At 54.8% G+C, this 14,005-nt stretch carries 13 protein-coding genes; 5 read left to right on the forward strand and 8 right to left on the reverse strand.

The window, feature by feature from the left end:
- Positions 1-65: 65 nt before the first annotated feature.
- The gene (locus INT20_RS09965; protein WP_319643852.1) at positions 66-383 is read left to right on the forward strand and encodes an I78 family peptidase inhibitor; all 318 of its coding nucleotides are present in this window, start codon (positions 66-68) and stop codon (positions 381-383) included.
- Here the strand turns inward: INT20_RS09965 and INT20_RS09970 are convergent.
- From INT20_RS09970 to INT20_RS10005, 8 genes are all read right to left on the reverse strand, one after another.
- Positions 380-985 (reverse strand): LysE family translocator, encoded by a 606-nt coding sequence (locus INT20_RS09970; RefSeq protein WP_193056833.1) that lies wholly within the window; start codon positions 983-985, stop codon positions 380-382. The genes INT20_RS09965 and INT20_RS09970 overlap by 4 nt on opposite strands.
- Positions 978-1,982, reverse strand: coding sequence for an ion transporter (locus INT20_RS09975; protein ID WP_193053315.1), 1,005 nt, complete (start codon positions 1,980-1,982; stop codon positions 978-980). Before INT20_RS09975 ends, INT20_RS09970 begins: the two co-directional genes overlap by 8 nt.
- A gap of 136 nt (positions 1,983-2,118) precedes the next feature.
- Complete coding sequence (locus INT20_RS09980; RefSeq protein ID WP_172117363.1) at positions 2,119-2,634, reverse strand: acyl-CoA thioesterase; 516 nt, start codon at positions 2,632-2,634, stop codon at positions 2,119-2,121.
- Between the two features lie 51 nt (positions 2,635-2,685).
- A complete protein-coding gene (locus tag INT20_RS09985) occupies positions 2,686-3,996 on the reverse strand; it encodes a short-chain fatty acid transporter (RefSeq protein WP_193056834.1) in 1,311 nt (436 codons plus the stop codon).
- A 130-nt stretch (positions 3,997-4,126) separates the two neighbouring features.
- The gene (locus tag INT20_RS09990; protein ID WP_193056835.1) at positions 4,127-5,416 is read right to left on the reverse strand and encodes an MATE family efflux transporter; all 1,290 of its coding nucleotides are present in this window, start codon (positions 5,414-5,416) and stop codon (positions 4,127-4,129) included.
- An 11-nt stretch (positions 5,417-5,427) separates the two neighbouring features.
- On the reverse strand, positions 5,428-5,676 hold the full coding sequence (locus tag INT20_RS09995; RefSeq protein ID WP_087105869.1) for a YfhL family 4Fe-4S dicluster ferredoxin: 249 nt from the start codon (positions 5,674-5,676) through the stop codon (positions 5,428-5,430).
- Between the two features lie 80 nt (positions 5,677-5,756).
- On the reverse strand, positions 5,757-6,251 hold the full coding sequence (gene coaD, locus INT20_RS10000; protein WP_193053311.1) for a pantetheine-phosphate adenylyltransferase: 495 nt from the start codon (positions 6,249-6,251) through the stop codon (positions 5,757-5,759).
- Entirely contained in the window at positions 6,248-8,131 is a 1,884-nt protein-coding gene (locus INT20_RS10005) for a beta-ketoacyl synthase (protein WP_193056883.1), read from the reverse strand. The genes coaD and INT20_RS10005 overlap by 4 nt, the downstream gene beginning before the upstream one ends.
- Positions 8,132-8,341: 210 nt before the next feature.
- On the opposite strand from INT20_RS10005, the gene trmB reads away from it, so the two are divergent.
- From trmB to glnE, 4 genes are all read left to right on the forward strand, one after another.
- Positions 8,342-9,007, forward strand: a complete 666-nt coding sequence (gene trmB, locus INT20_RS10010) for a tRNA (guanine(46)-N(7))-methyltransferase TrmB (protein ID WP_172117367.1) — start codon at positions 8,342-8,344, stop codon at positions 9,005-9,007.
- A gap of 141 nt (positions 9,008-9,148) precedes the next feature.
- On the forward strand, positions 9,149-10,597 hold the full coding sequence (dacB, locus tag INT20_RS10015) for a D-alanyl-D-alanine carboxypeptidase/D-alanyl-D-alanine endopeptidase (protein WP_193056884.1): 1,449 nt from the start codon (positions 9,149-9,151) through the stop codon (positions 10,595-10,597).
- A 31-nt stretch (positions 10,598-10,628) separates the two neighbouring features.
- On the forward strand, positions 10,629-11,000 hold the full coding sequence (locus INT20_RS10020) for a diacylglycerol kinase (protein ID WP_193053309.1): 372 nt from the start codon (positions 10,629-10,631) through the stop codon (positions 10,998-11,000).
- 28 nt (positions 11,001-11,028) lie between these two features.
- Positions 11,029-13,983: a bifunctional [glutamate--ammonia ligase]-adenylyl-L-tyrosine phosphorylase/[glutamate--ammonia-ligase] adenylyltransferase gene (gene glnE, locus INT20_RS10025; protein WP_193056836.1), complete on the forward strand. Its 2,955-nt coding sequence runs from the start codon at positions 11,029-11,031 to the stop codon at positions 13,981-13,983.
- Positions 13,984-14,005 lie beyond the last annotated feature (22 nt).

Raw genomic sequence — 14,005 nt, forward strand, 5'->3', positions numbered from 1 at the left:
GCATGTTAATAATCATTCGGGGTAGGTTTATGAATACGTGGCGATTCACTTATGGGTTTCAGTACGTGAAATTATTAGCCGCCAGCGGCGGCATTGTTCTGCTTTCTGCATGCGCTGCCGGTTCTGACGCGGCTAGAACGTCGGGTTCGGGTGATCAAAATGGCCAACCGGTATCCATGGACAGCTGCGATACCGCCTCAATTCGCTACGCCATAGGCGAGGCCTTCGATGAAGCGAACGTTTCGCAGTTGCAAAGCGAAAGTCAGTCGCGCCAGGTGCGCGTGCTACGTCCAGGCGATGTGGCCACTATGGACCACCGGCCGGACCGCTTGAATATCCATGTTGATAGTAATGAAACGGTCGAAGCTTTACGCTGCGGTTAGCGCAATATCAGCACTACACAAGCGGCGGTGAGCACTCCCATGGTGACGTTAAATATTCGCCAGGCACCGTCGCTTTTAATCCAATGACCGATCGCCATGCCAAACCCTGCCCATAGCGCTAAACAGGGGAAGGCAACCAACTCTACAAAACCCACCAGGATTAACGCGTTTGCAACGGTTGAACCCTGATCAGGAATAAACCCCGCGATTAACGCAAGCCCCATGACCCACGCCTTGGGATTGGCGAATTGAAACGCGGCGGCCTGCCAGAAGGTAAGGGGTATGCTGTGTGCCTTGCTCTTTAAATCAGGCGGTGGCGCGCTGGCAATTTTCCATGCGAGGTAGAGCAAGTAAGCACTGCCTAACCAGCGCAGGGCTAATTGTAGGGAAGGATAGCGCTCAAACAGCACGCCTAACCCCAAAGCAATACTGAAAAACAGCAAAAAGCAGCCGCCGACAATACCCACCATATGTGGCAGCGTGCGTTTAAAGCCAAAGTTGGCGCCTGACGCGGTTAACATAATGTTATTAGGGCCGGGCGTTAGGGTCATCGACATCATGTAAAGGGCGGCTGGCCCAAGAATAACCCACTGACTATTCATAACGATCCTTCCAACGTTGGCGATTCACCTGCTCTTTAAGCATTTCAAGCATATCGTAAAGCACCAATTCTGTGATTCGTTGGCTGCCTTCATCGACGGTCAGCCAGCTGTTAAAGCCGCTCTCTGCGGTGCGTTCAACCACTTGCCTAAACTCGGGAGAATGGATGCCCAGCGCAAGCTCATCCACTAACCGTTGGGCAACGCCGCTAATAGACGCCTGCATGGCATTCGTGGCGGTTTGGCCCATCGGCAGGCGGTGCAAGCGCTGAATCTCGGGGCTTTCACGTAGCGTGCGGCTTACAAGTTCATCAATGGCTTGCATCGCGTGCGTGCGATTTTGTTGGTACGCCTCGCCCACGGTACTTTCCAGACGCTGCACAATTTCACTAATCAACTGCTTTTTGCGCGGCATGATGACTCGGTCGACCACCCGCTCAGTTAGCGAGTCGCTGGACAGAATTTGCTGCTGTACATTGCCCAAAAGCCGTAGCGCGATACGATCAGAAAGCTCTTCAAGCAGGATATCGTAATATTTAAAGAAAAATTGATATATCGACCAGTGAGTAATGTTAATAAGCCGCAGACGATGTAAGCGATGAAGTAATGACACCACACGCAGTATTCTGAGTAGGCGAAAACCGCTTAATGGAATACAGCCCAGAACGTCATACCAGTGCACAAAGGGGTAGAAAAACCAGCGATGATAGCGCCTTTCGGCCACGGCGACGGTCCAGCCCAGCAGAACATCGGCAACAAAAAAAGCGACAAAGAACAGATCAATCGTAAAAAAGCGGCTATGGACTTGGGTATCGTAAAATGTATAAAAGGTGGGTGCCAGGCCTGCAATGGCCTGGTTAACAGGCTCGATTAAAAACAGTGAATCAAACAGCAAAAGCCCTAAATTAAGCACCACCGCGATGAGAATCAGTAAATCCCAGCCAATATGAGCGTACTCAACAGGCTTGGGCAATTGTGGGTAGCGCCGTCTGGTGGGCATGTAACCTCCTTGTGAATGGGTATTAAAGCAGCATCAAGCGCTTAGCCCACCTGATTCGGCCGCTGCCTGCGACGCCTCGTAATATCCGGGTTAGCCTATTAAGCCTGCGCCTGACTATTAAGCCTGCGCCTGACAGTTAAGCCTGCGCCTGATAGTGCTGCTGGGTAAGTTTTTCTTCCTGCTCTGCCTGTTTACGATGCTTTTTTCGCAGTGCTGCTTTTTCAAAACGGAGCTGTTGAATAGGGGTGGTAAGCGTCAAAGGGGGAACGCTGGCGGGTTTTCCGTCAGGGTCCACCGCGACCATGGTGAGGTAGCAGCTATTGGTATGGCGAATGAGCTTATTACGGATATCTTCGGCGACCACCTTAATGCCGATCTCCATTGAGGAGCGACCAACATGGTTAACGCAGGCCAAAAAAGTGACGAGTTCGCCCACGTGAATGGGCTGTTTAAATAGCACTTGGTCGACGGAAAGGGTGACGACATAGTGCCCCGAATAGCGGCTGGCACAAGCGTAAGCGACTTCATCCAGTTTTTTAAGAATAGCGCCCCCGTGTACTTTACCGCTGAAGTTCGCCATATCGGGCGTCATTAGTACGGTCATTGACAGCTCATGCTGTCCTGGTAAGGCCGTGTGTGCGGCATCTGACATAACGTGTCCTTGGTTAACGCTGCCCGCCCTGTGGGGCGGGCAGATAAAAGCTTAGAACCAGACCAAGCCCATGGAAATAATCACCCCGGTGACAAACAGCTGAATCAGGCAGAAGCCCATAATATCTTTGGCTTTTAGGCCTGCGATGGCAAGCACCGGCAGCGCCCAGAAAGGTTGCAGCAAGTTCGTCCAGGCATCGCCCCAGGCAACGGCCATAGCCACCCGTGAGATATCGGCACCCAGCGCCTGGGCCGCTGGCAGCATCACGGGCGCTTGCACTGCCCACTGGCCGCCGCCGGAAGGCACAAACAGGTTAACAATGCCCGCGCTAATAAACGACCAAAAGGGCAGTGAGGTTGCTGTCGCAAACGAGATTAGCCACTCCGACATGCTTTGGGCCAAGCCTGACTGCACCATAATGGCCATAATGCCGGCATAAAACGGAAACTGAATAACGATGCCAGCGCCACCCTTAATGGCTTCGTTAAGGCTAATCAGCAAACTGCGTGGCGTGCGATGAAGTACGATAGCTAAAAACAGAAACAGAAAGTTCACGATATTCAGGTTTAAGCCGCCGCCCCGAAGAATAAAGTGATCAAGCAGATACAAAAGCCCTGGCACGCCCACCAGTAGCGAAAGTACCAGGCTATTTTCGAGTTTTTCCGCCGGGCGGGTAATACGCTCCTTCGGCGCGGGGGCATCTTCAAGCAGCTTGCTATCGACATACACACTGTCTTTTTCGTCGGGCAGCATTAACCGATTAACCAGTGGTACCGCGATAAACAGACACACAACAATCGCCAGGTTAAAAAAGGCGAAGATCGTTGAGCCGGTGCCAATCACGCCAATCGCATCGGCAGTGAAGTGTCCTTCGGTGGCGATAGTCAGCGGCACGGAACCCGCAAGGCCACCGTGCCACACGATGAAGCCCGAGTAGGCACTCGCCACGAGCAAGCGGTAATCCACGCGTACCAACCGAGCTAACTCCTTGGCAAACAGTGCCCCCACCACCAGGCCAAACCCCCAGTTAATCCAGCTGGCCACAAGCGAGACCAGCGTCACCAGGATAATCGCGCCACCGGCACTTTTTGCTGTTCCGGCAAGCTTTTGCAGGATACGCTTCACGGGCGGTGAGCTTGCCAGCATAAAGCCGGTTACCAGGACCAGCAGCATTTGCATCGAGAAGGTTAACAAGCCCCAAAAGCCGTCTCCCCACATGCGCATCACCGCAAGGGGCGTTTGGCGCTCCACGGCAATGGCGGCAGCGGCCGCCACGATCGTCAGTAGCAAAACAAAAATATACGGGTCGGGTAGATAACGCTCAACCAGCTTAACCGCTGGTTTCGATATCATTTTTAGCATGACGGGCTCTCTTGTTTGTTATAGGAAGTACATGGCTAATATACGGCGATGCGCCATGGCTTTCACATTTAAAGACGTACTTTAGAACGATAGCGCAGCTAGCCAATAACGGGAGGAGGGGTTTAAACGCTTATTGCCAACGCGAGTGCCGGTAGCGTTGATAGTAACCAATCAATACACCCGAACGCACCGTAATAAACAGGGTAAAAGCGAACCATAAGCCATGATTGCCTAGCCCTTGGGTCAGCCACCAGGCCGGCAGGTAAACCAGCATGGCGATAAAGATACTATTGCGCATTTCACGCACGGCGGTAGCACCAATAAACACGCCATCCAGAAGATAGCTCCAAACGGCAATCAGCGGCATCACCACCATCCACGGAAGGTATACCGCGGCCGCAGTGCGTACTTCGTCAAGCCCGGTTAAAAGTGCCACCAACTGATTGCCGCCAAGGGCAAACCCCAGTGAGGCACCGGCCGCTGTCCAAAAGGAGAATTGGGCTGCCCTGCGAACAATGAGTGAAAGCTCCTGCCAGTCACGGCGACCAAAGGCGCGACCCACCAGCGATTCTGCCGCGTGGGCAAAGCCATCCAGGGCGTAGCTGGTGAGCATAATAAATTGCAGTAGCACCGCATTGGCGGCCAGCACCGTATCGCCTTGGCGCGCCCCTTGAGCCGTAAAGAAGGCCATGACGAACAGCAAGCCAAGCGTGCGTACAAACAGGTTGGCGTTGATATTGAAAAGGGCCGTATAGGCCGACAGTGCCAGCAGGCGTACACGCGATAAATGCCCAGAAAGCGTTTTAAGTTGGCGCGTCACCAAATAGCCGCCAAACGCTAGTGCACTGTAGTCGGCAATAACGCTTGCCCAGGCAACACCATTGCTGGTCATGCCCAGGCCCACCACAAACCACAGGTCGAGCACGATATTGACGCTGTTGGTCAGCAACAAAATCATCAGCGTAACGCGAGAGTTTTGTTGGCCTAAAAACCATCCTAATATTGCATAGTTGGCCAACACGGCAGGCGCCGACCATAGGCGTATTTCGGCATATTCACGGGCCAGCGGCGTAGCTACCTCGCTACCGTCCAGCAACCAAAGCCCTAGGGAAATAAGCGGTGACGAGAAAAGAATCAGCAGTGCACCAATCGCCCCAGCAATGATCAGCGATTGGCCCAGTAACAGGCGCACATCGCTATCGCTTTCACGGCCGATAGCCTGAGCGACCAGTCCGGTGGTGCCCATGCGCAAGAAACCAAAGCCCCAGTAGAGAAAGCTGAAAAGAGTGGCGCCCAGCGTCACCGCCGCCAGATAACGTGAATCGGGCAGATGCCCAACCACCGCGGTATCGACCAGGCCCAGCAGCGGGACGGTAATATTGGAAAGGATAATTGGCCATGCGATGGCCCATATACGCACGCGATCGTCGCTTAGGCAGCAGTAATAATGCGGTACTTCTCTAACAGCTGCTGCTGCGTTTCCTTGCGTGCCGGGTCAAGCGGAATACAGTCTACCGGGCAAACCTGCTGGCACTGTGGCTCATCGAAATGGCCAACGCACTCGGTGCACAGGTTTGGATTGATGATGTAAATCTCTTCGCCGGGCGAGATAGCATCGTTCGGACATTCGGGCTCGCAGACGTCGCAATTAATGCATTCATCGGTGATCATCAGTGCCATGGGCATACCTCGCAAATGGCTGGCACACCCGGGAATAGCGGCAAGAAATACCCGAGTGTTTTACTCAACAATGTTAGTGGTTACGTAGTGTAGTGCTTACGCAAGGCTTCTGCGACCTGGGAAGGTACCAGTGGTGAAATATCGCCGCCCAATTTGGCAATTTCACGCACAATCGTGGAGGAAATATACGAGTTTTCTACGCCAGGCGTTAGAAAAACACTTTCCAGCTCCGGGTTTTGAGCGCGATTCATGTTGGCAAGCTGAAGTTCGTACTCAAAATCGGATGCGCCACGCAGACCACGTAAAATGATGGTGGCGCCTTGCTCGTGCATAAAGGTCGTCAGTAGATTGGAAAAACCCACTACTTCAACGTTGGAAAGCGACGCACAGACGTCTTTAGCCAAGGACATGCGGGCTTCTAAATCAAGGCTTGGCCGCTTGCCGGGGCTGGCTGCCACAGCAATGATGACCTTCTCGAACATCCTCGCACCACGCGCTATAAGGTCCATGTGACCGTTGGTGATCGGATCAAAAGTGCCAGGGTACACGGCAATATTGACGCGTGGCGTGTTCATTCCGAGGGCTCCTCGTTGATGCTACCAAAGGGGTTATCACTGGTAAGTGATACCGCCTGGGCATAGCCTGGAATATGAATGCGGTCAGCGTGAATATCCAGCTCCGGCCCTTCCAGCACCTCTTCGCCAAACTGATAGCGCGGCGCATAGTGGCCTCTATCCGCTTGAGCCAGATAGGCATCTGCCTGGGCGCGTACGGTTTCACGACGCGTTTTCCAGGCGTTGATGGCATCGGCGCCATGGCGCTGGAGCAACAGGCGCTCGGTAACATCGGGTGAAAGCACCACGCCGGTGGCGTTATTGCCGCCAAAGCCCTTGGCATTAATAAAGGCAGCATCTGCCTTAAAGGCGATAGGGGTTTGGAAAAAACGCAGCCGGTCGGCGTAGACATCGTCTGCCACTTCATTAAGCGTGGGGATGCCGGGCAATATGTCATGGGCAAAACTGCCGAGCGCGCTTACCAGCTGGTCGCCCGCTGCCGAGCCTTGGGAGTGGCCAATAAATGACTTGATGGCGACGACTGGCCAGTCGGTAATGCCATTCGCACGGGCAATTTCATCCAGCACATGGGACTCAGTCGTGCGATTTTTCGGCGTACTGGTGCCGTGAGCATGCAGAAAACTGCGCTCTCTTAGTGCTTTTTCCCCTAACAGGTCACGCACCAGCGATGCGGCCTTGCCCAGGGTAATGTAATTGCCAATACCCGGCGCGGAAATCGAGCGTTTAAAGCCGTCTGCGTTGACAAAGACATCCGGTACCGAGCCCAGAATGTCTGCGCCCAGCTCAAGCGCCAACGCGTCATCCATCAACAGGATAAACTGGCTGGCTTCTGCCATGGTAAAACCACAGTTAAGCGCAAACGGTCGGCTGGCGCGCTGGTAATCCGCATCTGTTAATAGCTCCAGGGTATCCAGCGCTTTTAAGCTAGCGTCGTCTGCCAGGGCGCCCATCGCGCGAAAACCTTCAATAATTTCCGGGGTGATCGGCGCGTCAGCGGTGCCTACCATGACCACTCTGCGTCGCCCCGAACGAATATCTTCAGTACCCAAGCGCAGGTTATAGAGAAAACTGGCGCAGGCACCTAATACCGCCCCGGTACTGCCAACGCTACCCAGCACATAGGCATTTAAAAAGTCGGCGGGCATTTGCCCGTACCCTAACGGCATCTGTTTTGAGGTGGCGCGTTGACCGCTCACCAGGCTCTTCATCAAGCCGCCCCAGCCCGCATCATCCAACTGACCAATGGAGTTGCCTGCATAAACGGCGATGTGGTCAGGATTAAGCGTTTGGCGCAGCGTCTCCCAGGATAAACCGCTGGCACCCAGGCAGTCGCTGGCGCCAAAAATCGCCATCGAGAGTCCGCGAGGGTGATGCACGCTGCGGTATAGGCTTGCCGGTTCAAAACCGTGAGGAAGCTGCGCGGCTGCACATACCTTGGGGCGCTGAGCGTCGGGCAGCAGCGTCTCAAAAACGCCTGCCGGTACAGTGACCTCTACCTCACGGGCGCCCAGTTCGCGGACCTGCCAGTTTTCCGGTAAATTTTCCGGAAGTTGGCGGCGGCGCAGCGTAAAGCGCAGCGGCTCGCTCAAATGAAGGCTGGCCTGACGATTGGCAGGCAGCCCCGGCTCCAGGAACCTGGGGTCCTCGTTGCGGCGAACCAATGTGTGGTTAAGCACCTGATCACGTAACGACTGAGCAGGCGAATCTACGGGCAGGCCTGCGCGATCGTGCCACCCTTTTTCGGAGTGCTCGACAAGCTGCATAAGGGCCGCCAGGCCCTCCAGGGTCTGGCGCTGCTGGTCAGCGGGAAGGGCATCAAGCACGGTACGACGGAAGGCCTGATGGCCTGAGGTCCTGCCGGCGGGATTGATGCCGCCCATGCCGACAATCACCGGTAAGTGTGACAAGCCGGGTTCCTCGTGGTGCGGTGGTTTTTAATAACAGTTATCGCCAATGGCAGGGTAAAAAGTACGCGGCCATTGAGCTTAATAAATATCTCGGGCGTGATCATAGCACCGGGCACCTTATGACGTCATGCTGCAAGCGCAGGAGACTGATAGAATCACCTCTTTTTAAGTCTGAGGGATGGCATGCAGAACACTTCTCGCCCCGTTATATCCAATCAGCCAGGCCCTCACCATGATCTAGCGCGCCGGATCGATCGAGCGTTGGCAACGCCACTACGTAAACCCATTGCGGCTCATACTCAGGAAGCATTTGAGCAGGCTAACCGCTGGTATCAAGCGCGTCATGCGCCGCTGATCATCGATGCCGGGTGCGGTGTTGGAATTTCGACCCGCCAATTGGCTGCACAGTTCCCTGACCATGCCGTGATCGGGGTCGACCGCAGTGAAGATAGGCTAGGGCGTGATCATGGCGCGCTACCGGATAATGCGTTGCTGGTCCGGGCGGACCTGGTTGACTTTTGGCGCCTGGCGGATCAGGCGCGGTGGCAACCTGAACGCCACTATTTGTTGTACCCCAATCCGTACCCCAAGGCCGCTCATTTAAAGATGCGCTGGCATGGGCACCCGGTTTTACCCACACTGTTGGCACTTGGTGGCCAGCTTGAGGTGCGTTCCAACTGGCCGCTTTATATTGAGGAGTTTGCCTTGGCAGTCGCGCAAGTGACGGGAAGGCAAGCAGACATCGGCGTATGGACGCCCGATAGTGAGTACTTAACCCCCTTTGAAGCTAAATACGATAAAAGTGGCCAAACGCTTTGGCGCTTACAGGTTCAACTCGAGCGCTTATAACGTTTGTGTTAGGTGAAAAACCTGGCCTGTCCGCGCGGATGGATATCGCCCTGATAGTGGTAGGTGTGGTGGTGATGCACGTGTTTTCAAAATGAATAGACATTGAGGCCGATAACAGTGACGTACTTCTTTAAAGCAACGATGCGCAAGTGGCGTGTGACGATGACCGCCGGGGTAGCCGCCGCTTCACTACTGGCGAGCCCTGCGCTATTTGCCGATTTTAGCCGTTTGGGGCAGTTGCAGGATAAGGGGTTTGCGATAAGCGCGGAGGCGCGCCTGCTTGATACTGATGCGCCTGAGTTGCTGGGAAGCATCAACCCAGAGCGCCAGATGGCGCCCGCCTCTGTTACCAAGGCCTATATGGCGGCCGCCCTGTTAAATCGCTTTGGCCCTCAGCATCGCTTTACCAGCCAGCTGGTAAGCAGTGGCGCTATCGATAACGGCATTTTGCGTGGGGACCTGGTGTTTGAAGGCGGCGGCGACCCTGGGCTTACGACAGAAAATCTGTGGCGCCTGGTGCAGCGCTTACAAATGGCCGGTGTTAATGAAGTGGATGGTGCGCTCGTCGTAAGCCAGTGGCGTTTTGGCCCTGTCGACTGTATTACCAACGACCGCTGCAACGCCCGCACCCGTGTGACCAATGCTTATAGCGCGCCGCTTACCTCCGCGGGGGTTAATTTCGGCAGCTGGTGTGTCAACGTAGCCCCTTCTCAAGTGGCGGGTGAACCCGCCCGTACCACGCTTTGTGATAGCCAGTTACCATTAATTGATATCGATAACCAGGTCATCACACGTCCGGCCAATAGCGGAACCGAAATTAGCGCCGAGCGCGTCACCGATGAGCGTGGCGATGTAATGCGCCTGAGTGGGCAAATTTCAACCAACGCCATGGCTCGGGATATTTATCGAGGAGCCGGCGACGCCGCTGAAGAGACCGCGCAGATACTGCTTGGCATGCTAAACCAGGCGGGCATTGCTGTCAGGGACCCATGGCGTGTCACTTCCACTCAGCCTCTTGCCAGTGCGAAGCGCTTGGCGGCGGTGGATAGCCAGCCGCTACAAGAACTCCTGCTGCGCACCATGAACTACTCCAATAACTATATGGCTGATGTGCTGGCCTTAAACCTGGTGGAAACGCCGCAAGCCCAGCTGCGTCAGGCGGGTTCAGCACTGGAAGTTTATGCCGAGAGCTTATCAGGCCACGGTCCTGTCACCTTATATAGCGGTAGTGGACTGACGACAGAAAACCGTACCTCGGCTCATGGCGTTAATGTAATGCTGGAAGACATGTATCTGAAGAGTTCGCTGTTTCCAAGCTTCGTGGCCGCCTTTCAGTCGCCTGCCAACGGCGTCATGCGATTTATTCGACGCGGCTCATCCACGTTTCAAGATAACGTCATGCTCAAAACCGGTACGCTGAATCAGCCTTTTGCCGTACGCGCTGTGGCAGGTTACTTTCGTACGGCCTCCGGGCGTTGGGGTGTTTTTAGTGTATTGGTGAACGGAAGTGGTAACACTCCTTATATAAGCTGGTCTGAGGTGCTTGATCCGTTGTCGCTCGATTTGGACGCAATGATTCTGGCTAATTAATTTCCTCGACGCTTAAAGTGAGACGACTTGCATGAAACCAGAGCATACCGGTCTAACCCATTTGGTGTACTCAACACGCTACTCCTGGAAAGGATTAAAGGCTGCCTTTCGTAACGAAACGGCCTTTCGCCAGGAAGTGTGTATTACCGCCGTGTTGTTGCCTTTTGCCTGGTGGATCAGTAATGACTCGCTAAGCTGGTTACTGCTGGTGGGCAGCTTGTTTCTCGTGCTCATTGTTGAGCTGTTAAACAGTGCGATTGAAAACGTGGTCGACCGCATTGGTACAGAGCATCACGAACTTTCCGGGCGGGCCAAGGATATTGGGTCCGCCGCCGTCATGCTGTCGTTAATAATGGCCGGGCTTACCTGGGGGCTCTTGGGTTGGCAAAAAATCTTTGGCTAGCGTGTAAGCGCTTGGCGGTGAGGTAGCTATGCAACAGGATAATTCGTTTATATCTTTAAACGCGCTGCCTGAGGTGCTTCAGCAAGAGGGCCAAAAGGTGGGCCAGCGGCTGAACGATGCGCTTAGTCAAGCGGATAATACTGCCTCATTGACCCAGCAGCCGCTGCCCTCGGAAGGTTGGCAAGCGCTTACTCAACCACGCCGCGAGGCGCTGGCCAAGGTGCTAAGCGTATCCACCTTTGTGCTGGATACCTTCACCCGCTACCCGGGCTGGCTTGCAACGCTTGAAGCCAACGGCGAATTGGATACGGCACCGGCCCGCCATGATCAACAACAGTGGCTGCACGACGCACTGGAACGCGCAGAAGATGAAGCGGCCATGCAGCGTGTGTTGCGGCGTTTTCGGCGTGCACGAATGGTGGGCATTATCTGGCGGGATCTAAATCGGCCTGATGGTTATACCATGTGGGATACCGCTCACGCGGTTTCTCAACTGGCTGAGTTGTGTCTTGAAGCCGCGTTACGTTGGCTTGAAGGTTTTTATGCGCCTCGTTGGGGTATGCCAGCGCCCCGTGCCGATGGCGCTGCCCAGCGCTTGGTCGTTCTTGGAATGGGGAAGCTGGGCGCAGGCGAACTGAATCTCTCCTCTGATATCGACCTGATTTTTGCCTTCCCTGAAAAAGGCGAGACGCAGGGCGGGCGCAAGCCGCTGGAGCATCAGGAATACTTTACCAAGCTGGGCCAAAAGCTGATTGCCGCGCTGGATGCCATGACCGCAGATGGCTTTGTCTTTCGGGTGGATATGCGCTTGCGGCCGCTAGGCGATGGCGGACCGCTGGTAGGCAGTTTTGCCATGCTCTCAAGCTACTATCAGGACCAGGGACGCGAGTGGGAGCGTTACGCCCTGCTCAAGGCGCGCCCGGTGGCGGGAGATATAGAGGCGGGGGTTGAGTTATTGGCTGGCCTGCGCCCGTTTGTATATCGCCGTTACCTGGATTTTGGCGCCATTGAGTCGCTGCGCGAGCTAAAAGCCATGATTAACCGTGAAGTAAAGCGCAAAGGGATGCAGAGCAATATCAAGCTCGGCCCTGGCGGCATTCGCGAAGTGGAATTTGTGGTGCAGGCGTTCCAACTGATTCGTGGCGGGCGGGATACGGAGCTGCAGGTAACGTCGTTGAAAACGGCCTTGAATCGCTTGCCCGAGCTGGGGCTACTGCCCCAAGCGGTGGTCGATGAACTCATGCCTGATTACGCATTTCTGCGCGACCTGGAGCACGTCATCCAAGCGCTTGAAGATCGCCAGACGCAAATGCTGCCAACAGATGAGACCGACCAGGCCCGGATTGCTTTTGCCATGGGCTATCAAGATTGGGCACTACTGATGGCGGCGCTTGATGATGTTCGAGAGCGTGTTCGGCGTCATTTTGATGCCGTGATTGCTGACCCCGAGGAGGATGCGGAAGAAACCAACGACGCAAGCCGCTTGGCGCCTGCGCAGTGGCGTTTGATCTGGCGCAACGAGCTGGAAGCGGACGAAGCAACCGCTTACTTACACAGCGCAGGGTTTGCCGAGCCCGATCAGGTATTGAAGCGTCTGCAGAGTTTCTATCAATCGCGCCAGGTGCAAAGTATGCAGCGAATCGGCTTTGAGCGTCTTGATGCGCTAATGCCGCTACTGCTGGCCGCCGTGGCTGAAAATGAGACACCGGATATCGCACTTGCCCGCGTACAGCCTTTGATTGAGGCGGTACTACGGCGAACCGCTTATTTAGCGCTGCTGCGTGAAAATCCTCAGGCGCTTGAGCATCTTATGCGCTTATGCGTTGCCAGCCCATGGATTGCCGAGCGCCTTTCTCGCTATCCGATTCTGTTGGATGAGCTGTTAACGCCAGAAACTCTTTACACCCCAGCGGATAAAGCACGCTTGGCCGATGAGTTGCGTCAAACGTTAAACCGGCTGCCTGAAGATGATGAAGAAGCCCAGCTTGAAGCATTGCGGGTATTTAAACACGCCAAAATGCTTCATGTTGCCGCCTCTGATATCGCTGGTACACGACATTTAATGAAAGTAAGTGATTACTTAACCTATATCGCTGAAGTGATTCTGGACGCCGTTTTGGCGATGGCCTGGAAACATGTGACCCGTAAGCACGGAGTGCCCAAGGGGCTCAACGACCATGAACCGGCTTTTCTGATTATTGGCTATGGAAAGTTGGGCGGTATCGAGCTGGGTTATGGCTCTGACCTTGACCTGGTTTTTCTGCATGATAGCGACGGTAAAGGGGCTACCGACGGTCCTCGACCCATTGATACGCCGCTGTTTTTTACCCGTTTGGGCCAACGCATTATCCACCTGCTAACCGCGGTGACGCCCGCGGGCAGCTTGTACGACGTCGATATGCGCTTGCGCCCCTCAGGCAATGCGGGACTATTGGTGACCTCGCTTGATGCCTTTGCCGACTATCAACAGCAAAATGCCTGGACCTGGGAGCATCAGGCGCTAGTGCGCGCACGGGTCGTCGCCGGAAGCAGTGCGCTTGCCGAACGGTTTAACCAGATTCGTGGAGACATCCTAGGCATGCAGCGTGATAAACACGCCCTGCGTGATGATGTAGTCAACATGCGCCACAAAATGCGTGACCACTTGGGCAGTAAAACCCAGGAGCCGCGCTTTAATTTAAAGCACGACGCTGGTGGCATGGTGGACATTGAATTTCTCTGCCAGTACGCGGTGTTAGCGCTGGCTCACCAAACACCCTCGCTGGCTACCTACAGCGATAATATGCGTATTTTAGAGATGCTTGCCGAGAGTGGGCACTTACCTTCAGTGGAGGCTGAGCAGTTAAAAGAAGCTTATCTGGCCTACCGAAGCAGAACACACCGCGCAGCACTAACGGGTGAGAAACTCATTGGTGAGGTCGATGACTTTAAGGAGCATCGCGCTGCCGTCGAAGCCCTTTGGCAGCGCTTTCTTGAACCATAAACCAGGCTTGGGTTGGTGGGGC

The sequence above is a fragment of the Halomonas citrativorans genome (genome assembly GCF_014898005.1).
Classification (GTDB): domain Bacteria; phylum Pseudomonadota; class Gammaproteobacteria; order Pseudomonadales; family Halomonadaceae; genus Vreelandella; species Vreelandella citrativorans.